This window comes from Amycolatopsis sp. NPDC051716 (assembly GCF_040681595.1).
GTDB lineage: Bacteria > Actinomycetota > Actinomycetes > Mycobacteriales > Pseudonocardiaceae > Amycolatopsis.
The window spans coordinates 1-19,167 of record NZ_JBFAZA010000029.1; the positions used below are offsets into that span (position 1 = coordinate 1).

20 protein-coding genes are annotated in these 19,167 nt (G+C 71.6%); 12 read left to right on the top strand and 8 right to left on the bottom strand.

The features are described 5' to 3' along the window. Window positions 1–131 precede the first annotated feature (131 nt). Window positions 132–1,148 (bottom strand): aldo/keto reductase, encoded by a 1,017-nt coding sequence (locus AB0M30_RS32555; RefSeq protein ID WP_364591667.1) that lies wholly within the window; start codon window positions 1,146–1,148, stop codon window positions 132–134. A 178-nt stretch (window positions 1,149–1,326) separates the two neighbouring features. Between AB0M30_RS32555 and AB0M30_RS32560 the strand changes: the two genes are divergently transcribed. Genes AB0M30_RS32560 through AB0M30_RS32570 form a run of 3 tightly spaced genes read left to right on the top strand, consistent with a single transcriptional unit; the run spans window position 1,327 to window position 3,904 of the window. Then, a complete protein-coding gene (locus AB0M30_RS32560) occupies window positions 1,327–1,830 on the top strand; it encodes a YbaB/EbfC family nucleoid-associated protein (RefSeq protein WP_364591670.1) in 504 nt (167 codons plus the stop codon). Then, window positions 1,827–2,141 carry a hypothetical protein gene (locus AB0M30_RS32565; protein WP_360179618.1) on the top strand — a complete coding sequence of 105 codons (315 nt, stop codon included), beginning with the start codon at window positions 1,827–1,829 and terminating at the stop codon, window positions 2,139–2,141. Before AB0M30_RS32560 ends, AB0M30_RS32565 begins: the two co-directional genes overlap by 4 nt. Further along, the gene (locus AB0M30_RS32570) at window positions 2,141–3,904 is read left to right on the top strand and encodes a hypothetical protein (RefSeq protein WP_364591673.1); all 1,764 of its coding nucleotides are present in this window, start codon (window positions 2,141–2,143) and stop codon (window positions 3,902–3,904) included. Before AB0M30_RS32565 ends, AB0M30_RS32570 begins: the two co-directional genes overlap by 1 nt. Here AB0M30_RS32570 and AB0M30_RS32575 read toward each other — a convergent pair. Then, window positions 3,901–4,761 carry an SDR family NAD(P)-dependent oxidoreductase gene (locus AB0M30_RS32575; RefSeq protein ID WP_364591676.1) on the bottom strand — a complete coding sequence of 287 codons (861 nt, stop codon included), beginning with the start codon at window positions 4,759–4,761 and terminating at the stop codon, window positions 3,901–3,903. The two genes, AB0M30_RS32570 and AB0M30_RS32575, sit on opposite strands and share 4 nt — an antisense overlap. A 31-nt stretch (window positions 4,762–4,792) precedes the next feature. Between AB0M30_RS32575 and AB0M30_RS32580 the strand changes: the two genes are divergently transcribed. Both AB0M30_RS32580 and AB0M30_RS32585 read left to right on the top strand, forming a co-directional pair. Then, window positions 4,793–5,416: a TetR/AcrR family transcriptional regulator gene (locus AB0M30_RS32580; RefSeq protein ID WP_364591679.1), complete on the top strand. Its 624-nt coding sequence runs from the start codon at window positions 4,793–4,795 to the stop codon at window positions 5,414–5,416. 63 nt (window positions 5,417–5,479) lie between these two features. Continuing rightward, complete coding sequence (locus AB0M30_RS32585) at window positions 5,480–6,310, top strand: alpha/beta hydrolase (RefSeq protein WP_364591682.1); 831 nt, start codon at window positions 5,480–5,482, stop codon at window positions 6,308–6,310. On the opposite strand, the gene AB0M30_RS32590 is transcribed toward AB0M30_RS32585, so the two are convergent. Beyond that, on the bottom strand, window positions 6,297–6,668 hold the full coding sequence (locus AB0M30_RS32590) for a DUF742 domain-containing protein (RefSeq protein ID WP_364591685.1): 372 nt from the start codon (window positions 6,666–6,668) through the stop codon (window positions 6,297–6,299). The genes AB0M30_RS32585 and AB0M30_RS32590 overlap by 14 nt on opposite strands. A 161-nt stretch (window positions 6,669–6,829) precedes the next feature. Next, window positions 6,830–6,973, bottom strand: a complete 144-nt coding sequence (locus AB0M30_RS32595) for a hypothetical protein (protein WP_364591688.1) — start codon at window positions 6,971–6,973, stop codon at window positions 6,830–6,832. Between the two features lie 116 nt (window positions 6,974–7,089). Between AB0M30_RS32595 and AB0M30_RS32600 the strand changes: the two genes are divergently transcribed. After that, entirely contained in the window at window positions 7,090–9,924 is a 2,835-nt protein-coding gene (locus AB0M30_RS32600) for a BTAD domain-containing putative transcriptional regulator (protein ID WP_364591691.1), read from the top strand. A 41-nt stretch (window positions 9,925–9,965) separates the two neighbouring features. Further along, entirely contained in the window at window positions 9,966–10,931 is a 966-nt protein-coding gene (locus tag AB0M30_RS32605; RefSeq protein WP_364591694.1) for a hypothetical protein, read from the top strand. 83 nt (window positions 10,932–11,014) lie between these two features. On the opposite strand, the gene AB0M30_RS32610 is transcribed toward AB0M30_RS32605, so the two are convergent. Further along, entirely contained in the window at window positions 11,015–12,376 is a 1,362-nt protein-coding gene (locus tag AB0M30_RS32610; protein WP_364591697.1) for an NAD-dependent succinate-semialdehyde dehydrogenase, read from the bottom strand. A gap of 106 nt (window positions 12,377–12,482) precedes the next feature. Here AB0M30_RS32610 and AB0M30_RS32615 point away from each other — a divergent pair, with 106 nt between their 5' ends. Both AB0M30_RS32615 and AB0M30_RS32620 read left to right on the top strand, forming a co-directional pair. Further along, window positions 12,483–12,920, top strand: a complete 438-nt coding sequence (locus tag AB0M30_RS32615) for a hypothetical protein (RefSeq protein ID WP_364591700.1) — start codon at window positions 12,483–12,485, stop codon at window positions 12,918–12,920. Further along, window positions 12,917–13,360 carry a hypothetical protein gene (locus tag AB0M30_RS32620; protein ID WP_364591703.1) on the top strand — a complete coding sequence of 148 codons (444 nt, stop codon included), beginning with the start codon at window positions 12,917–12,919 and terminating at the stop codon, window positions 13,358–13,360. The genes AB0M30_RS32615 and AB0M30_RS32620 overlap by 4 nt, the downstream gene beginning before the upstream one ends. On the opposite strand, the gene AB0M30_RS32625 is transcribed toward AB0M30_RS32620, so the two are convergent. Both AB0M30_RS32625 and AB0M30_RS32630 read right to left on the bottom strand, forming a co-directional pair. Further along, complete coding sequence (locus tag AB0M30_RS32625) at window positions 13,315–13,752, bottom strand: L,D-transpeptidase (protein ID WP_103340478.1); 438 nt, start codon at window positions 13,750–13,752, stop codon at window positions 13,315–13,317. The genes AB0M30_RS32620 and AB0M30_RS32625 overlap by 46 nt on opposite strands. Before the next feature lie 87 nt (window positions 13,753–13,839). Next, window positions 13,840–14,745, bottom strand: a complete 906-nt coding sequence (locus AB0M30_RS32630) for a hypothetical protein (RefSeq protein WP_364591706.1) — start codon at window positions 14,743–14,745, stop codon at window positions 13,840–13,842. Between the two features lie 121 nt (window positions 14,746–14,866). Here AB0M30_RS32630 and AB0M30_RS32635 point away from each other — a divergent pair, with 121 nt between their 5' ends. Continuing rightward, window positions 14,867–15,172 carry a hypothetical protein gene (locus tag AB0M30_RS32635; protein ID WP_360179646.1) on the top strand — a complete coding sequence of 102 codons (306 nt, stop codon included), beginning with the start codon at window positions 14,867–14,869 and terminating at the stop codon, window positions 15,170–15,172. 294 nt (window positions 15,173–15,466) lie between these two features. On the opposite strand, the gene AB0M30_RS32640 is transcribed toward AB0M30_RS32635, so the two are convergent. After that, on the bottom strand, window positions 15,467–15,847 hold the full coding sequence (locus AB0M30_RS32640; RefSeq protein ID WP_364591709.1) for an STAS domain-containing protein: 381 nt from the start codon (window positions 15,845–15,847) through the stop codon (window positions 15,467–15,469). Between the two features lie 139 nt (window positions 15,848–15,986). On the opposite strand from AB0M30_RS32640, the gene msrA reads away from it, so the two are divergent. Together msrA and AB0M30_RS32650 are read left to right on the top strand one after the other, a co-directional pair. After that, window positions 15,987–16,502: a peptide-methionine (S)-S-oxide reductase MsrA gene (gene msrA / locus AB0M30_RS32645; protein ID WP_103340471.1), complete on the top strand. Its 516-nt coding sequence runs from the start codon at window positions 15,987–15,989 to the stop codon at window positions 16,500–16,502. 322 nt (window positions 16,503–16,824) lie between these two features. Continuing rightward, complete coding sequence (locus AB0M30_RS32650; protein ID WP_364591713.1) at window positions 16,825–19,101, top strand: M4 family metallopeptidase; 2,277 nt, start codon at window positions 16,825–16,827, stop codon at window positions 19,099–19,101. Window positions 19,102–19,167: the final 66 nt, after the last annotated feature.

The window sequence follows — 19,167 nt, forward strand, 5'->3', positions numbered from 1 at the left end:
CCGCCCCGCGCCGCCCTCCGACCGCGGGGCCCCCCCCCCCGGGGGCCGGGGGCCCGGGGGGGGCCGCCTATTCACATTTGCGCCACCTCTGAGGTCCCGAATGAGTCATTCGCGACCTTTGGCGCGCCGGGTCAGCGCGGCAGTCCGGCGTTGAGGCGGGCCAGGATGCCGTGCGGAAACGGCAGAGCGGGCGCGCTCACCTCGGTCAACCGGGCCAACTGCGCCTCGGTCACGTCGAGGGCGAGCGCGCCGAGCGTTTCGGCGAGCTGCTCCGGTGTCCGCGCGCCGATCAGCGGCGCGGGCATCGACGGGCGGCTCGTCACCCAGCGCAGGGCCACCTGGGCCGGGGTGGCGCCGGTTTCGGCCGCGACCTCGCGAACGGTGTCCAGCACCGCCCAGCGGGTTTCGGGCAGGGCGCGGAAGGCGGCGGCGTCCGGGCCCGCGAGCCGGCCGGTGCCGGCGCCGTCGCGGGTGTACTTGCCGGTGAGGAAGCCGCCGCCGATCGCGCCCCACGGCTGGATCGCGATGCCGAACTCGGCCGCCAAGGGCACGTACTCGGCCTCGATCGCCCGCTCGACCAGGGAGTACTCCAGCTGCAGCGCCGTCACCGGCGGCCCGCCGAGCATGGCGGCCTTCGTCGCGTACCACGCGGGGACGTCGCTGAGCCCGGCCGCGCGGATCTTCCCGGCGCGCACGAGGTCGCCGAACGCCGCCATCACCTCTTCGGCCGGGGTGAAGCCGTCCCAGATGTGCAGCCAGTACAGGTCGACGTGGTCGACGCGCAGCCGCCGCAGCGACGCCTCCAGCGAGGCGATCATGTTCTTGCGCCCGTTGCTGCGGCGGCGCGGGTCCGAGTGCGGGGCCCCGCCGCTGAAGCCGGGCCCCGAGTACTTGGTGGCGAGCACGACGTCGTCGCGGGCGACGTCGCGGAGGAAGTCACCGACCAGTTCCTCGCTGCGGCCGCCGCTGTAGTTGTCCGCGGTGTCGACGAAGTTGCCGCCGCGCTCGACGTAGGCGCGGAAGATCGTGCGGGCGGTGTCGTCGTCGGCGCAGAAGGAGCCGGTGCCGAAGGTCATCGCGCCCAGCGCCAGCGGGGACACGCGCAGCCCGGAGCGGCCCAGCGGCCGGTAGTCGTCCAGTTCGGTCATCCCCCGATCGTGCAACCCGGAGCGCGGTCCGGGTCAAACCCCGATCGGGTGTCCGCGGGCACCATCCAGGAGACATCCAGGCAGACTCCCGGCTAACACCGGATGACCATCCGGTGTGCGCTAACCTGCCGATCATGGGATCCGGCCGAGTGGGCCGGCGCGTCGAGGAGTCGATTTCGTGCAACCGAACCTGGGGCCAGGCGAAGACTTCCAGCTCCTGCTCGAGCGGCAGGTCCGGGAGATGCAGTCGAAAGCCGCCGCGCTGAACGAAGCGCTTTCCTCGGCCGGGGCGACGGTCCGCACCCGCGACGGCTCGGTCACCGTGACCCTCGCCCCGAACGGTGCGCTCACGAACCTCGAGCTCGGGCACCGGGCGTGCGAGCTGGGCCCGGCGCGGCTGACCGCGGCGATCATGGGCGCGGTGCGGGACGCGCAGCGCCAGACCGCCCGCGCCGTCGCGGATTCCTTCGCCACCATCAACGGCGACGGCGAGTCGACCGAAATGGTCCGGTCCTTCCTGCCGCCGGACCCGCCGCCGGACGGCGGTTTCGCGGCGCCGGAGAGCGCCGAGACCGCCCCGCCGCCCGCACCGGCTCCGCCTGCCCCGCCTGCCCCGCCGTCAGCGCCGCGGCGGCGTCCCGCGGCCGACGACCGTCCCGACGACGAATCGAACCCCTGGTGACCGGCGGCGGCTTCCGCGTCTCCTCGGAGCCACTCGCGAACTTCGGCAAGCACCTCGACGAGCTGCAGAAGAACCTGCAGGGCACCGCGGACCTCGTCGGCGGCATGACCTGCGACCCCGGCATGTTCGGCATCAACCCGGCGTGCCAGCTGATGGCCGCCGGCGCGAGCACCTGGACCGACAAGGCGCACCACCAGTTCGGCGAGTACGCCAAGACCGTCGGCGAGTTCGCTGACAAGGTCACCGAGGCGGCGAAGCGCTACCAGTCGGGCGAAGAAGACGCCGTGAACTCGATCGTGAGGTTCGGATAGTGGGCGACGACTACCAGAGCAAGGACGTCAGCCTCCACGGTTCGGACCTGTTCAACGAGGACAACCGCGCGGCGGGCGCGGGCTTCTTCGAGGCGGCGACCGGCCTGGACAAGGCCGTCAAGGAGCACGACAAGGTCGCGATCGGCATCGGCTCGGCGGGCATGGCGCTGGAGACCATCGGTCTCGTGCTGGACCCGATCGGCAGCCTGCTGACGGCCGGGATCGGCTGGCTCATCGAGCACATCACGATCCTGCGGTGGCCGCTGGACATCCTGATGGGCGACCCGATCGGCATCGCGGCGGCCAGCGAGGCGCTCACGGCGGAGAAGAAGAAGCTGGAGCAGTGGTCGGCCGACCACCAGCAGGCGCTCGACACGCTGATGAAGGAGTGGAGCGGGCAGGCCGCGGACCAGTTCAAGAAGGACATGGACGCGGTCACCCAGCAGCTGGGCTCCCTCGGCGGCTACCTCGACGAGGCCGGCAAGAACATGAAGATCGCCGGCGGCATCGTCGGCGCGTTCCGCGGCATCCTCCGCGACCTGATCGCCATGCTCCTGGCGACGATCATCAAGGGCGCTCTGATCGCGGCGGCCCTGGCCCCGGTGACGTTCGGGGCGTCGATCGCGATCTTCATCGGCACGACGATCGGCACGGTGGCCACGGCCCTGGGCAAGATCGGCGCGAAGCTGGCCCAGCTGGCGAAGCAGCTGGGTGAACTGCTGAAGGCGCTGACGAAGCTGGGCAAGGCGGGCGACGACCTGGCGGCGGCCAAGCCCCCGACGAGCAGCCTCACCCCCACGCCGACCCCGAAGCCCACCCCCAAGCCGGACCCGGCACCCGCACCGAAGCCGGACCCCAAACCGGAACCCAAGCCTTCGTCGGCGACTCCGGAGCCGAAGCCCGAGCCGAAGCCGGACACGACGCCGGAACCCAAGCCCGACACCACTCCCTCGTCGGCCGCTCCCGAGCCGAAGCCTGAGCCCAAACCGGACACGACGCCGGAACCCAAGCCCGAGCCGAAACCGGAACCCAAGCCCGACACCACCCCTTCGTCGGCCACCCCGGAACCGAAGCCGGAGCCCAAGCCGGACACCACCCCCGAGCCCAAGCCCGACACCACACCCTCGTCGGCCGCTCCCGAGCCGAAGCCCGAACCCAAGCCGGACACCACACCGCAACCCAAGCCCGAGCCCAAACCGGAACCCGCGCCCTCGTCCTCCTCGACGACCCCGGAACCGAAGCCCGAGCCCAAGCCCGACACCACCCCGGAACCCAAACCCGAACCCAAGCCCGACACCACCCCCGAGCCCAAACCGGAACCCGCGCCCTCGTCCTCCTCGACGACCCCGGAACCGAAGCCCGAGCCCAAGCCCGACACCACACCGGAACCCAAACCCGAGCCCAAGCCGGACACCACACCCGAGCCCAAGCCGGAACCCGCGCCTTCCTCGGCCACCCCGGAACCCAAGCCGCACAAGCCGTTCACCGATCAGATGACCGATGTCATCAAGACCAAGCTGTCCCAAATGGACGGTGTGACGCCCGAGATCATGCAGAAGTTCGACAAGATCAGCAACTTCTCCGTGCACGAGCTCGGCAAGCTCTTCGGCAAGGAGGGCGCCGAAAAGTTCGAGTCGGCCGTCAAGGTCATGACCGACCCGTGGTTCGGGAAGTCGGGCCTGGCCGGCAAGACCGTCGTCGACATGATCAAGGGCGTGCCCGCCAGCATCGGCAACGTCACCGGCGGGGACGACGACTCCTAGCCCAGCGGCTCCAGCCCGGTCAGCGCCACGCTTTCCGTCCACAACCGGGCGGCGGCCGCGTCGTCGGTCAGGTTGGCCCACGGCCGTTCGAGCCGCGGCCGGCCGCGCAGGCCGAACACGCGCGGGCCCCACAGCTGCCCGCCCTCGACGTCCGGGCCGAGCACCGCGCGGACCGCGGGCCGTGCCCCGGCGTCCTTGCCGTGCAGCACCAGCCGGGCCGGCAGCCCGCGCAGCCACGCGCCGGTCGTGCGCGTGTGCACCGGCGGCCGTGACGGCGTCAGCGAGTCGAGCGCGCCGCCGGGGTGGGCGAGCACGCTGAGCCGTGAATCGCCCGCCGCCCGCAGCCGCCGGTCGAGTTCGAGCGCGAACAGCATCTGGGCCAGCTTGGACCGCTCGTACGAGCGCTTCGGCTGGTAGTCACGCTCGCTCTGGAGGTCGGCGAAGTCGAGGTGAGCCGACTTCGCCGCGAAGCTGCCCGTGGTGACGATCCGGGCGGCCGGCGCCAGCACCGGCAACAACCGGGCGACCAGGGCGAAGTGGCCGAGGTGGTTGGTGCCGAACATCAGCTCGTGCCCGGCCGCGGTTTCCCGCCGCGGCGGCGCGTCGAGGGCCACTCCGGCGTTGCACAGGACGGCGTCCAGCACGCCCACGTCCGGTTCGAGCGAGCCCGGGTCGGCCAGGTCCAGCCGGACGTGGTCGACCTTCGCCCCGGCGACCCGCGCCCGGATCGACTCAGTCGCGGCCTGCGCCTTGACCGGGTCGCGGCTGCCGATCACCACCTCCGCGCCGGCCGAAGCCAGCTGCTCGGCGGCGAAGTAGCCGATCCCCGCGTTGCCCCCGGTCACCAATACCCGCACCGCGGCCCCTCCCCGTGTCAAGCTGTCCTTCGTGGACAACGCTACCGACGACCCGGCCCGGCCCGGCTACCGCCGCTCGGCCGGGTCGCCCCGCGGGGAGGCCCGGCGCCGGGACCTGCTGGCCAAGATCACCGACGACGTCGCCGAGAACGGGCTCGTCGACTTCTCGCTGCGGCGGGCCGCCCGAGCGGCGGGGACGACGCACAAGGTGCTGCTCTACCACTTCGAAGGCACCGAAGACCTGCTGCGGCAGGTGGTCTTCGCGCTGCGCGAACGCCGGATCGGCAACGCGCTGACGGCCGTCACCGCGGAGTCGCCGACGCTCGCCGGGCGCGTCCGGGCCGCCTGGGTCAGCCTCCGCGACGAGGAAACGCAGCTGCGGCGCGTCCTCGACCAGGCGATGGGCCTGGCGATGTACGACCCGGGCCGGTACGCCGCACTCGGCCGGGGCGCGTCCCAGCAGTACCTGCCGACGCTGGTGTCGTTCTGCCCGCCGCACTGGCCGGAGCGGCGCAAGCTCGAGGTCGCCGGGATGATCCTCGCGACGCTGCGGGGTTTCCTCGTGGATCTGCTGACCAGCCCGGACGGCGAAGGCGCGGCCGCCGGCGTCGCGGCGCTGCTGCGGGCGATCGAACGGGAGGAAGCCGCGCCCTGATCCTCGACAGTTTGCGAACCACGTGGTTCACTTCTGCCCAGGGGACGTCACTGGGAGGCTGACATGCAGGTCGAGCTGTCCGCGGGCACCATCGAGTACACCGACACGGGCGGGGCGGGCCCGGCCGTCGTCTTCGTCCACGGCCTGCTGATGGACGGCTCGCTGTGGGACGCCTCGGTCACGGCCCTCGAGGGCCTCCGGTGCGTCGTCCCGACACTGCCGCTGGGCGCACACCGGCATCCGATGCACGACGACGCCGACCTGTCGATGCCCGGCCTCGCGCGGCTGCTCACGGAGTTCCTGGAGCGGCTCGACCTGCGGGACGTCACCCTGGTCGGCGTCGACACCGGCGGCGCGCTGGTGCAGCTGCTCATGGCGGACGACGCCGCGCGGGTCGGCCGCGTCGTGCTCGCGTCCTGCGACGCGTTCGACAACTTCCCGCCCGGCCTCACCGGCAAAACGCTGTTCCTGACCGGGAAGCTCTCGCCCCGCCTGTTCGGCGCGTTCATGCAGCAGATGAGGCTGCGCGCGGTGCGCCGGCTCCCGATCGCCTTCGGCTGGCTGACGAAACGCGGCGACGCCGTCACGGCCCGCTGGATCCGGCCACTGCTTACCCAGGCCGGCGTCCGCCGAGACACCGTCCGCGTCCTGCGGGCGGCCGCCGCCGCACCGGACATCCTGGTGGAGGCGGCCGGGCGGCTGCCGGGCTTCGACCGGCCGGCGCTGGTCGTCTGGGCCACCGAAGACCGCGTGATGCCCCTCGAGCACGGCCGGCGGCTGGCCGGGCTGCTGCCCCAGGGAAAGCTCGTCGAGGTGGCCGACAGCTACACGCTGCTGCCGCTCGACCAGCCGGCGGAGTTCGCGCGGCTGGTCCGGGGGTTCACAGCCGGCTGAGGCCGTGCAGGATGCGCTTCATCAGGTCCATGCTCGGCCGGTTGCCGTTGCCGCGCTTCGCGGTGTGCACGGCGACGAGACCGCGGTCGGCGAGGTCGGAGAGCAGCACCCGCGCCACCCCGAGCGGCAGCCGCCGCCGCGCGGCGACCTCGGCCACCGACTGCGAAGTGCGGCACAGCACGCAAATTTCCGACTCTTCCGCCGTGCTCCCGCGCGTCATGGCCCGCCCGCGCGCGGTGGTCGAGACGAGCGTCTCGACGGGCAGGTCACGCGTCGGCCGGGTCCGGCCGTGGGTGCGGAAGTACGGACGGACGAGTCCCGCCGCCCCTCCGTCTTCGAGCGCGGTCCCCCAGTGCACAGCCAGCTCCTCACGGCGATTAATCCTTGTAGGCGATTATTCGACACCGTGATCGACTCCACCGCAATCGACCGAACAGGCTAACGGACGGTAAACTCCAGGTCAGGGCGGCACCGTTGAACGACACCACTCCGCCGGGCGAAGGTCATCCAGCGGGATTATCAGAGTTTTGACAAGTCGGCCGGCTTGCGAGCCTTCCGGATACGGGCCAGCAGGTGCGTCATCCGGCGCCGCCACCACCCCGCGGCGGCGAACTCCTGCTGGACCTCTGCGATGCGTGCGCGGAGGTAGGCGTCGGTGATCATCTCGGCTCCCCTCGTCGTCCGTGCCGCCACGGTGCGCCGGAGCCATTGGGAAAATCTTGAACGGACCTTGCCCGGCGGACGCCGATCCGCTACGCCTGAGCTGGGAGGGATCGGGCGTGGTGGAACTGCGGGTGCTGGGCGCCGTCGAGGTCGTGGCCGGGGGCATTCGGCTCGACATTGGGCACGCGCGGCAGCGTGACGTGCTGGCGGCCCTGCTCCTCGACGTCGGCCGGGCCGTCCCGGTCGACCGGCTCATCGACCGGGTGTGGGGCGAACGGCCGCCGCGGCAGCCGAAGAACTCGCTGTACGCGTACGTCTCGCGGCTGCGTGCGCTGCTGAGCACGCTGGACGGCGTGACGATCGAGCGCGAGCGCGACGGCTACCTCCTCGTCGCCGATCCGCTGGTGGTGGACGTCCACCGGTTCGAAAGCCTCCTCCGGCGGGCGAGGGCGACGGCGGACGACCACGCCGCGCTCGCGCTGTACGACGAAGCCTTGGCGCTCTGGCGCGGGACGCCGCTCAGCGACCTGGACTCGCCGTGGGTGGACGGTGTCCGCAGCGAGCTGGAGCGCAAGCACGAGGAAGCCGTGCTCGACCGCGACGACCTGCGGCTGCGCACCGGCGCCCACGCCGCCGTGCTCGACCGGCCCGTCGATGACGCCCTCGGCGGCGAACGGGCGGCCGCCCAGCGGATCGAGGCGCTGTTCCTCGACGGCCGTCCGGCCGACGCGCTGCGGGAGTACGAACGGGTCCGGGCCCGCCTGGCGGACGAGCTCGGCGCCGACCCGGGCCCGCGGCTGCGCGACCTGCACGGACGCATCCTGACCGGCGGCGGCACCGGTCCGGAACCGCGGCAGCTCCCGGCCGCGGCGCCCTCGTTCTCCGGCCGCACCGCCGAGCTGGCGGCCCTCGACCGGATGCTGGCCCGCGACGGCGCCGTCGCGGTGATCTCCGGCGCGGGCGGTCTCGGGAAGACGTGGCTGGCCGTGCGGTGGGCGACCGACCACGCGAGCCGGTTCCCCGACGGCCAGCTGTACGTCGACCTCCGCGGCTTCGATCCGGCCCACGAACCGGTGCCCGCGGAGCACGCCGTCCGCGGCTTCCTCGGCGCCCTGGGCGTCGCACCGGCGTCGATCCCGCCGGAACCGGACGGGCAGGCCGCGCTCTACCGCAGTCTCACCGCGGGCCGCCGGCTGCTCGTGGTGCTCGACAACGCCCGCGACACCCGGCACGTGATGCCGTTGCTGCCCGGCGGACCGTCCTGTTCGGTGCTCGTCACCAGCTGTCACGAGCTCGGCGGCCTGCTCACGACGCACGGGGCGAGCGCGCTGCCGCTGCGCACCCTCGACGAAGACCAGGCACGGGAGCTGCTCGCGCACAAGCTGGGCGCGGCCCGGCTCGCCGGCGAACCCGAAGCGGCGCAGGAGATCCTGGACCAGTGCGGCGGACTGGCCCTGGCGCTGGCGATCGTCGCCGCCCGCGTCGCGGCCGAGCCGCGGCGGCGACTGGCCGAGCTGGCCGCCGAACTGCGTGAAAGCCGCCTGGACGCCCTGGACACCGGGGAGCTGGCCGCGAGCCTGCGGGCGGTGTTCGACGCCTCGTACCGCTCCCTCTCCCCGGCGGCCGCCTCCGCGTTCCGCCTCCTCGGCCTGGTCCCCACCGAGGACATCGGCCGCGCGGCCGCGACCGCCCTGCTGGGGGACGCCCGGGCCGTGCGCGTGCTGTGCGCGGCCCACCTCCTGGAGGAGCACCAGCCGGGCCGCTTCCGGATGCACGACCTCGTCAAGCTCTACGCCGCCGAGCTCGTGGCGACGACCGACGACGCCACCACCCGCCTGGCGGCGTCGACCCGGCTGTTCGACCACTACCTGTGCTCGGCATCGGCGGCCACGGACCGGTTCTCGCCCCACGAGCCGTACCTGCGGCCGGCGGTGGCCGGGCCGCGCCCTTCCTTCGCGTCCGACGAGGCCGCGCGTGCGTGGCTGGACGCCGAGCGGGCGACGATGCTGGCGTTGGCCACGAGCGTCCCGGAGGCGTTGGCCGGCCACGTGGTCCACCTGTCGGCGATGCTCTGGCGGTACCTGCACATCGGGGCGCACCACTACGAAGCACTCGCCCTGCACACGACCGCGCTGGCGCTGACGCGCCCCGGCACGCGCGAACGGGGATTCGCCGACCAGGCCGTCGGTATGACCTTGATCTTCCTCGGCCGCTTCGACACGGCCGCCGAGCACCTCGCGCAAGCCCTTTCCCTGGCGTTGCGGCAGCGGAACGATTTGCTGGAATGCATAACCCGCAGCGGCATCGCCACGATCGAAGACATCCGCGGCCACCGCCCGGCGGCCCGCGAGCAGCTCCACCTGGCCCTCGCGGCGGCGCGGCGGACGGGCCACGCGCTGCTGGAGGGAATAGCGCTGTGCAACATCGGAGAACACCACCGCTGGTGCGGCGACCACCCGAAGGCCGTGGAGTACCTGCGGCAAAGCGGCCGCATCGCCGAGGACCTCGGCTCAGCGGGGTTGGGCGGCCCGGTCCTGGCGGCGTTGGGCAGCGCGTACGCGGGCTTGGGCCGCCCCGGCGAAGCCGACGACCACTTCCGCCGCGCATTGGAGTTCGCGCGGGCGGGCGGGAACACGAACCTGGAGGTCACGGCCCTGAACGAACTGGCGGCGACGAAGTCGGGCGCGGAGGCGTTTTCGTTGTACGAGAAGGCGTTGGCGCTGGCTCGCCGGAGTGGTCACCTTCGTGAGCGCGCCTTGGCCCAGCACGGGTTGGGGGTGGCCCACCGGGCGGCCGGGAACCACGCCGAGGCGACGTCCCACCTGGAAGCGGCGTTGGCCGCCTACACGGAGTTGAGGGCGCCGGAGGCCGAGGAGATCCGCGGCCTGCTCGGCGGGAGAGTCGAGCCGTCCCGCGCCGGGCGTTCCGGCGATGGCCTGACCTCAGGTTAGGATTCGGCCGGCAATCATGTTCAGACCTGGGGGGACCTTTCATGACGACGCCCGAAAACAGACCGCAGCAGCCCGCGCCGGAGGCGAATCCGTTCCGGCCCCCGACGCCGGGGGCGGCCCTGCCGCAGTACCCGCCCGCGCCGTACCCGGCGCCTCCGCCGCTCGGCTTGCCGCCCAAGAAGGGCGGTGGCCTCAAACTCGCGCTGCGGCTCGGTATTCCCCTCGTGTTCCTCGCGATCGTGGTCGTGATCGGGCTGACCTCGTCCACGCCCAAGAGCAGCAACGTCGGCGACTGCCTCAAGGGCAACGCGGACAACGCCGACAGCGTGACCTCGGTGGCCTGTGGCCCGGAGGCGAACTACAAGATCGTCGGCAAGGTCCCGGACCAGACGCGGCTGGCCCTGACCATCGGCGGCGGCTGTGACGGGTTCCCGACCGCGACCGTCGCGTATTGGGAGGGCGTCGAGGCCTCGAAGGGCACGCTGCTCTGCCTGGAGGACGTGAAGAATCCGGGCAAGGGCATGCCGCTGGTGGGTGACTGCATCAAGGGAGACCTCTCCGACGCCGCCCACGCCGAAAGGGTCCCTTGTGGACCGGACGCGGCCTACAAGGTCGCCGGCGTCGAGGACGGCGGCGCGCTGGGCGGCCTGACGACCGCGGCCTGCGTCAAGGTCCCGTCCGCGGCCGCCTCGATGGAGTGGAAGCGGCAGGGCAGCCTGTCGTCGAAGGTCCTGTGCCTGGAGGACTTGAAGAACCCGGACAACCGCAAGCCCGCCATCGGCGAGTGCATGGCGACCGGCGCCAACGACGAGCTCCACCTCGCCCCCTGCCAAAAGGGCGCGGCGAAGGTCCTCGGCCAGGTGGACGGCCTGACCAAGATGGACGGCCTGTCGAAGACGGTCGAGGAGATCTGCAAGGACTTCCCCGGCTCGGACCAGGCGGCTTCGTGGAGCATGCGGGGCTCCCTCGCGGTGACCACGTACTGCATGCAGTCGGTCAAGAAGTAGGGCACCAACGCGTGTTCGCCCCGCTGGCCGCGGCAGCCGACTTGACGACGGCCCGGCGGGGCCGAACGCGATAAAACAGCAGGTCAGAGGCGGATCGGTTTCTTGTTCATAAACTCCTCGATCCCCAGCGGCCCCAGTTCCCGCCCCATTCCCGACCGCTTGATCCCGCCGAACGGCAGATCCGCCTCCGACCCGCCCGACTTGTTCACGTACACCATTCCCGCCTCGATCTTCCGGGCCACGCGGGCCGCGCGAGCGCGGTCGGTGGCGAACACACTCGCCCCCAAGCCGAACGGGGTGTCGTTGGCCAGGGTCACCGCCTCCTCCTCCGTCTCCGCCCGGAACAGCAGCGCCACCGGGCCGAAGATCTCCTCGTGGTACGCCGCCATCCGGGGCGTCACCTCCGTCAGGACCGTCGCCTCCACGTACGCGCCCGGGCCCGGGATGCGGTGGCCGCCCGCGCGCAGCGTTGCTCCTTCGCCGATCGCCGTCGCTATCTGGGCCGCCACCTCGTCCGCCGCCGCTGCCGAGGCCAGTGGGGGCAGCGTGGTCGACGGGTCCGCCGGGTCGCCCGGGACGTAGTACTCCGTCACGCGCTTGGCGAACCGGTCCGCGAACTCCTCGTACAGCTCGCCCAGCACGATGATGCGCTTCGGCGCGTTGCACGACTGGCCGCAGTTGCGCATCCGGGCCGTCGCCGTGATCTTGACCGTCTCGGCCAGGTCGTCGGTGTCCAGCACGATCAGCGGGTCCGAGCCGCCCAGTTCCAGGACGCACCTCTTGAGGTTGCGCCCGGCTTCGGCCGCCACCGAGATGCCCGCCTGCTCGCTTCCGGTCAGCGACACCCCGGCGAGCCGCGGGTCCGCGAGCATCCACGGGACCTGGCGGCTCGACGCGAACACGTTCACGTACGCGTCCGCCGGCACCCCGGCGTCCCGCAGCACGGACTCGATCGCCACCGCCGACCGCGGGCAGATCGACGCGTGCTTGAGCAGGATCGTGTTGCCCAGCACCAGGTTCGGCGCCACGAACCGGGCGACCTGGTAACACGGGAAGTTCCACGGCATCACGCCCAGCAGCGCCCCGATCGGCTCCTTCGTCAGCACCGCCTCGCCGCCGCGGATCGCCAGGGGCTCGTCCGCCAGCAGGTCCGGGCCGCGCTCGCCGTAGTAGCGGAAGATGTCGGCGACCACGCCCACTTCGCCGCGGCCTTCGTTGATCCGCTTCCCCATCTCCAGGGTCATGATCGCGGCGAGCGCGTCCGCGCGCTCGGCGAACAGCTCCGCCGCGCGCAGCACGATCGCGGCGCGGTCGGCGACCGGCCGGGCCCGCCAGGCCGCGTACCCGCGGTGCACCCGGTCGATCGCGACGCGGACCTGCTCGTCGGCCGCGTTCGGGATTTCTTCGACCAGCTCACCCGTCGCCGGATTGGTGACTGTGTACACAGCGGCCTCCTTCATCAGCCTACTGGATACTGTATACACTATGTGGGCAATGATCGATACCCGCGCGGCGGTACCCGCGGCCGCTTGATCGACTATCGTTTCCCCCGTGACGCTGGAACTCGCCGGCGGACCCGCTTTCGCCGCCCCGGCCCCGGAAAACCCGCGCTGGAACCGGTATTACACCGCCGCCGCGGTCACCTTCGGCTGCCCCTCGCGCACGTCGGAACGCGCACCGCGCGTGTGGAGCGGACGTGGTCTCGGCCTGCCGGAAGCCGAATTGGCGGACTTCGCCGCGCAGCTGCGCCGCGTCATGAAGAAGGACGTCTACTGGATCGCCCGGGCCGCCTGCCCGGACCGTCACGCGGGTGATGCGGCCGTCTGGTCTCCCGGCCGCTACGACGACGAAGACGGTTTCGTCTACTTCGCCGGCCCCTGCGCCCACGGCGACCTCTGGCCCGGCTACCGGCCGGCGCGGGCGTTCACCATCGCGCTCCCCCGCGTCCGCGGCCTGCGGATCCGGGTGGCGGCGTACCTGGCCGGATGACGCCGGCTCGCGCGGGGGCGGTCGCCGCCGTGGTCAGCGGGATACCGTCGACCGCGCACGCGCTCCTCACCGGCCGTGACGTCCTCGCGGCCACCCGCGCGGCGGGCACCCTGCTGCCGGGACGACGCACCCGGCCCGGCGTCGCCGCCGGGCTGATCGCGCACGTGATCGTTTCCGCCGCCTGGACCGGCGTGCTCGCCGCGATCGCCCGGCGCCACCGGCTCGGGGCCGGCGGCGGCGCGCTCGCGGGGCTGGCCATCGCGGCGCTGGACCTCGGGATCGCGGCCCGCGCGTACCCCGCCGTGCGGGCGTTGGCACGCGGGCCGCAGATCCTGGATCACCTGGTGTTCGGCGCCGTCATCGGCGTGCTCCTCGACCGTCCGGATCGGACGGATCAGGACACGACCTCGACGACGTCACCCGGGTGCAGCGAGTTGTAGAAGGTCACCGCGGCGTCGTGCGAAAGGTGCACGCAGCCATGGGACTTGGCCTTCAGGCTGCCCTGGTGGAACGCGACCCCGGTGGTGGTGAAGAACACCGAGTACGGCATCGGCCCGTTGAACTGCTTGCTGTAGTGGTCGATGTCCTTGTACTGCACGTGGAACTTACCCAGCGGAGTCGGGTACTTCGGCAGCCCCACGGTGATCGGGACGCCGCCGTAGGTGACGTTCCCGGCGCCGTCGGTCAGCCACGCGGTATTCGAACTGCGCTGGACGCAGGCCTTCGCTTCGGCACTGCACGGCGTCGGTGCCGCTTCGGCCGTTCCCGCGAACGCCACGGTCCCCGCCATCGCGGCGACCCCGCCCAGTAGTGCGATCATCCTCCGGTTCATCGTGCGCCTCCCGTTGTCGTTCGGCTACACAAAGAGAGTGCCCACTCGGGCGATCTTCGAATCGGCGAGTCCGAAGAATGCGGAAAATCAGTTCCGCGGCTGCGAAAGCCCGAGGAATTCGGCCTGCTCGCGGTCGTAGCGGCGGGTCAGGCCGGTGCCGTAGCGGTCCCACCAGTTCTGCGTGTGCCCGCCCTGGGTGGTGGTCGTCCCGCCGTAGACCTGGCGGTCGTATTCGACGCGGGCGTCGCGGAACTCCTGCTGGAACTGCTCGGGCGTCAGCCCCTGGACGTGCTGGACGGTCGCGTCGCCCAGCGTCCGCGAACTGCGCACGATGTCCTCGCCCGCCATGTGGTTGAGGATCGCGCGGACGCCGCCGGCGCCGCGCATGTGCGCGCCGGACATGATCGCGGCCTGGGTGCCGGGATCGGTGAAGTTCAGCGCGCCGGCCGTGCGGGCGTTCGCGGTCAGCAGGTCGGCGACGACCGCGCGTTCCTCGGCGCTGCCGATCCCGTACTGCTCGCGCGCGGCGATGATCCGGTCGTAGCCGTTGTGCATGTTCTGCCGGAAGCCGTAGGCCTCGGGCACGCCGCCCTGCTCCCCCGTCGCGCCTTCGGACCGCATGATCGAGTCGACGACCCGGGGGTCGAGCTGCTGCGGCGCCGCGGCGGCGGCACCACCGCCGCCCTGCCCGCCACCGCCGTAGGCCTGGGCGACGTCGGAGTCGGCGGCGCGGTACCCCTCCGCGGCCGTCCGGACGTTCTGGTTCACGTTCGTCAGGAGGTGCAGCAGCTTCTGCAGGGCACTGCCCAGCGTCGAGTGCAACGCCGAGTTCGCGGCCGCGACACCGCTGCCGATCCCGGCGAACGACAACGCGTCCAGCACCAGGCCTTCCAGGTCGCGGGTGGCGGACAGGAAGGACGACCCGACGTCTTCGACCGCGTGGGCGATCGTCCCCATCTCCGCCGTTTCGGCGTGGTAGGCCCCGGCACTCATGTCTGCTCCCTCCGGACACCGGCTGTGCGCATCGAGAATTCCCCACCGCGCCGGACCGGTCCACGGCCGAATTACCCACTGGCCGCGGCCGGACTGCCCACACCGGCGCTATGGTCGGGAGATGAGCACACCCGACGGCGACCCGAACGTGGTCGAGGGCGAGATCGTCGACGACACCCCCACCGCGGCGCTGGCGATCCCGTCGCCGCCGCTGCCGGACCCGGACTACAGCGAGGGCGGGGTGCCCAGCTTCGACTTCGTCCGCGACAAGATCGAGAACCGGTACACCACGTCGCTCGGCTCGGTCGACGTCGCCGGCCTCGGCACCGACAACACCGCCGAGACCCTCGACAAGCAGATCGCGGACCGCGACCAGGCGGCCAAGGACCGGCTGGCCGAAATCCGCCGCTCGATGCGCGGGGAGTGAGCCAGCCCCCGTCACGTCCGGCGCGCGGCGCTCGTCCCGCACTCCGGCGCCCCGCTGCCGCGGAGGAAGTGCCCGGCCGCGTAGCCGGTGTGCTGCCGGTCGACCTGGCCACGCAGCCACCGGTCGTCTCCGGACGCCGGCGTGCCGCCCTCGGCGACCCAGCCGGTCCGGCGGCAGGCCCGAGGCCCCGGACACCGCCGTCCACACCCAGCGGCTGGAGCCGGGGCAGCTGCGCGCCGCGACGCGCTCGTGTGCACCGTCGACCACCCCCAGACCTACGGCCTCGGGTGACGCTCAGCAGAGCAGCCAGCGCACCTCGATCGGCTGGTAGGCGACGATCGTCGCCAGGCGGTCCGGGAACACCCGCACCAGCTCGCCGAGCCCGGTGCGGCGGACCACCCGTTCGACGCCCGTGCCGGGCGAGGCGACCAGGCACCCCCGCAGGCCGCGGTCCCGGCAGCGCTGGATCGCCTCGAGCAGGCCGTGGACGCCGCGTTCGGAGAGGAAGTCCAGCCGGCCGAGGTCGATCACCAGCAGCCGGGGCCACGGCAGTTCGCAGAGGGCGGTTTCGAGCACCGACGCCCGGCGCAGCACCGTCGTGATGCCCGGCTCGCCACGCATCTCGACGACCAGCACGCCGCCGGAGCGTTCCGAGGCGATGTCGTCGTCGCGCATCGCGCCTCCCGGGAGTCATCCCGTCCCGGGCCCATCGTCCCACGTCACGTCAGGCTTCCGTAATACCCGCGTGGAATCATCGGGGGGCCGGAGCAGTTGTAACGGGCGGTAGCATCGCACGAGGAGAAGGAGTGACGCCGTGACCACGTCAACCGAAAGGGCCGTCCTGGCCGGCGGCTGCTTCTGGGGCATGCAGGAGCTGTTCCGCCGTCAGCCCGGGGTGATCTCGACCCGGGTCGGTTACAGCGGCGGCGACGTCCCGAACGCCACTTACCGCAACCACGGCACGCACGCCGAGGCCATCGAGGTCGTCTACGACCCCGCGCAGACCACGTTCCGCGACCTGCTCGAGTTCTTCTTCCAGGTGCACGACCCCACGACGAAGGACCGCCAGGGCAACGACATCGGCCTGAGCTACCGCTCGGCGATCTTCTTCGAGAACGACGAGCAGAAGCGGGTCGCCGAGGACACGATCGCCGACGTCGACGCGTCGGGGCTGTGGCCGGGCAAGGTCGTCACCGAAGTCAGCCCGGTGGGTGACTTCTGGGAGGCCGAGCCGGAGCACCAGGACTACCTGCAGCGCATCCCGAACGGGTACACGTGCCACTTCGTGCGCCCGGGCTGGAAGCTCCCGAAGCGCGAGAAGACCGCCTGACACCAGCAGCACCGAAGGGCCCCTTCGCCGATTGCGGCGGAGGGGCCCTTTCGTCGTCTCGGAGGCAGTGAAGATCGTCCGAACGGCGGTGATCTCCATGAAGTCCTCAATGGACAGACAACACCGCAGATCCCAATAATGTCAAATGTCCTTTTTGGGAAGTATTGCTCATTGCCGATAAGACCCCTACGTTCGTCGCTTGTTCACAGGGCTTTCACACCGGATGCTGATTTCCGCTAAGCCGCACCATTTTCCCCGTCGTCCCCGTTCTCGGCCCGGCTCCACCCCGGGCCGGTTCGCCCTGCCCGGAGGAGATCCCCCGATGCACCTGAGACGTCCATTCGTCTTGGCCGCGAGCGGCGCGCTGATCGCCGCGGTGTGCACGACCACCACCGCCCAGGCCCAGCCCGCCACCCCGAACGCCGTCCCGGACGCCCAGACCCTGGCCGTGTCGGCGGCGGCCGGGCTCGTGGCGAGCAGGCCCGCCGCGCTGCACGCGAGCTCGGACGACGTTTTCCTGGCTCAGAAAGCGATTTCCGCGACCAACGGCCTGAAGTACATCCCCTACGAGCGCAGCTACAAGGGCCTCCCCGTGGTGGGCGGCGACTTCGTGGTGGCGACCGACTCGACGGGCCAGGTGCTCGGCACCTCCGTCGCCCAGGACCAGACGATCAACCTCGCCACCACCGCCGCGAAGGTCTCGCAGGCCGCGGCCGAGGCGACCGCGCGGCAGCAGCTGTCCGCGGTGGACAGCGTGAGCCCGGCGCAGCAGGTCGTCTTCGCGCTCGGCTCCCCGACGCTGGCGTGGAAGAGCACCGTCGTCGGCCGCGACGCCGAAGGGCCGAGCCGGCTCGACGTCATCGTCGACGCCGCCACCGGGAAGGTGCTCAAGACCCAGGAGCACGTCCTCAACGGTGACGGCACCAGCGCGTGGAACGGCCCGAACCCGGTGCACCTCGACACCACGCACTCGGGCAGCACGTACTCGCTGAAGGACCCGACGATCACCAACACGTCCTGCCAGGACGCGGCCAACAACACCACGTTCAGCGGCCCGGACGACCTCTGGGGCAACGGCACCGCCAGCAACCGCGAAACCGGCTGCGTCGACGCGTTGTTCGCCGCCCAGACCGAGAACAAGATGCTCTCGCAGTGGCTGGGGCGCAACAGCTTCGACGGCAACGGCGGCGGCTGGCCGATCCGCGTCGGCCTCAACGACCAGAACGCCTACTACGACGGCAGCCAGGTCCAGATCGGCAAGAACACCGCCGGCGGCTGGATCGGCTCGATCGACGTCGTCGCGCACGAGCACGGCCACGGCATCGACGACCACACCCCCGGCGGCATCTCGGGTGCGGGCACCCAGGAGTTCGTCGCGGACGTCTTCGGCGCCTCGACCGAGTGGTTCGCGAACGAGCCCGCTCCCTACGACCAGCCGGACTTCCTCGTCGGCGAGCAGGTCAACCTGGTCGGCTCCGGCCCGATCCGCAACATGTACAACCCGTCGGCGCTGGGCGACAAGAACTGCTACGACAGCAGCGTTCCCAACGGTGAGGTGCACGCGGCCGCCGGCCCCGGCAACCACTGGTTCTACCTGCTGGCCGAGGGCACGAACCCGACCAACGGGCAGCCGACCAGCAGCACCTGCAACAGCTCCACCGTCACCGGCCTCGGCGTGCAGACCGCGGTGAAGATCTTCTACAACGCGATGCTGCTCAAGACCTCCAGCAGCTCGTACCTGAAGTACCGCACCTGGACGCTGACCGCGGCGAAGAACCTGTTCCCGGGCAGCTGCACCGAGTTCAACACCGTCAAGGCGGCGTGGGACGCGATCAGCGTGCCGGCGCAGTCGGCCGACCCGACGTGCTCGGCGACCGGCACGGTCACCGTGTCCAACCCGGGCAACCAGTCCACCACGACCGGTGGTTCGGTCAACCTGCCGCTGTCGGCTTCCGGCGGCACCGCGCCCTACACCTGGTCCGCCACCGGCCTGCCGGCCGGCCTGTCGATCAACGCCTCCACCGGCACGATCTCGGGCACCGCGACCACCGCGGGCACCTCGAACGTCACGGTGACGGCGAAGGACGCGGCCAACAAGACCGGCACGGCGTCGTTCAGCTGGACCGTCGGCACCACCGGCGGCTGCTCCGGCCAGAAGATCGTCAACGGCGGCTTCGAATCCGGTAGCGGCAGCTGGACCGGCACCACCGGCTCCATCGGCCAGTGGGGCTCGCAGGGCCAGGCCGCGCACGGCGGCACCTACTCGTCGTGGCTCGACGGCTACGGCTCCACCACCACGGAGTCGATCGCGCAGTCGGTGAGCATCCCGGCGGGCTGCCACGCCAGCCTGACGTTCTACCTGCACATCGACACCGCGGAGACGACCACCTCCACCGCCTACGACAAGCTGACCGTGGCCAACGGCAGCACGACGCTGGGCAGCTACTCCAACCTGAACAAGGCGTCCGGGTACGCGCTCAAGACCATCGACGTCTCGTCGGCGGCCGGCGGCACCCTCGCGCTGAAGTTCACCGGCACCGAAGACAGCTCGCTGCAGACCTCGTTCGTCATCGACGACGTGGCCGTCACCCTGAGCTGAACAACTGAACACCAGTAGCGGGGAGGCCGGGAAACCGGTCTCCCCGTTTCTGCGTTTTCCGGAGCA

What these genes read in the sequence shown, in the direction of transcription:
- AB0M30_RS32630 (WP_364591706.1), bottom strand. Translation starts at nt 14,745, where the DNA reads ATGAGTGCCGGGGCCTACCACGCCGAAACGGCGGAGATGGGGACGATC.
- AB0M30_RS32605 (WP_364591694.1), top strand. Translation starts at nt 9,966, where the DNA reads ATGACGACGCCCGAAAACAGACCGCAGCAGCCCGCGCCGGAGGCGAAT.
- AB0M30_RS32625 (WP_103340478.1), bottom strand. Translation starts at nt 13,752, where the DNA reads ATGAACCGGAGGATGATCGCACTACTGGGCGGGGTCGCCGCGATGGCG.
- AB0M30_RS32650 (WP_364591713.1), top strand. Translation starts at nt 16,825, where the DNA reads ATGCACCTGAGACGTCCATTCGTCTTGGCCGCGAGCGGCGCGCTGATC.
- AB0M30_RS32620 (WP_364591703.1), top strand. Translation starts at nt 12,917, where the DNA reads ATGACGCCGGCTCGCGCGGGGGCGGTCGCCGCCGTGGTCAGCGGGATA.
- AB0M30_RS32585 (WP_364591682.1), top strand. Translation starts at nt 5,480, where the DNA reads ATGCAGGTCGAGCTGTCCGCGGGCACCATCGAGTACACCGACACGGGC.
- AB0M30_RS32640 (WP_364591709.1), bottom strand. Translation starts at nt 15,847, where the DNA reads ATGCGCGACGACGACATCGCCTCGGAACGCTCCGGCGGCGTGCTGGTC.
- AB0M30_RS32595 (WP_364591688.1), bottom strand. Translation starts at nt 6,973, where the DNA reads ATGATCACCGACGCCTACCTCCGCGCACGCATCGCAGAGGTCCAGCAG.
- AB0M30_RS32635 (WP_360179646.1), top strand. Translation starts at nt 14,867, where the DNA reads ATGAGCACACCCGACGGCGACCCGAACGTGGTCGAGGGCGAGATCGTC.
- AB0M30_RS32555 (WP_364591667.1), bottom strand. Translation starts at nt 1,148, where the DNA reads ATGACCGAACTGGACGACTACCGGCCGCTGGGCCGCTCCGGGCTGCGC.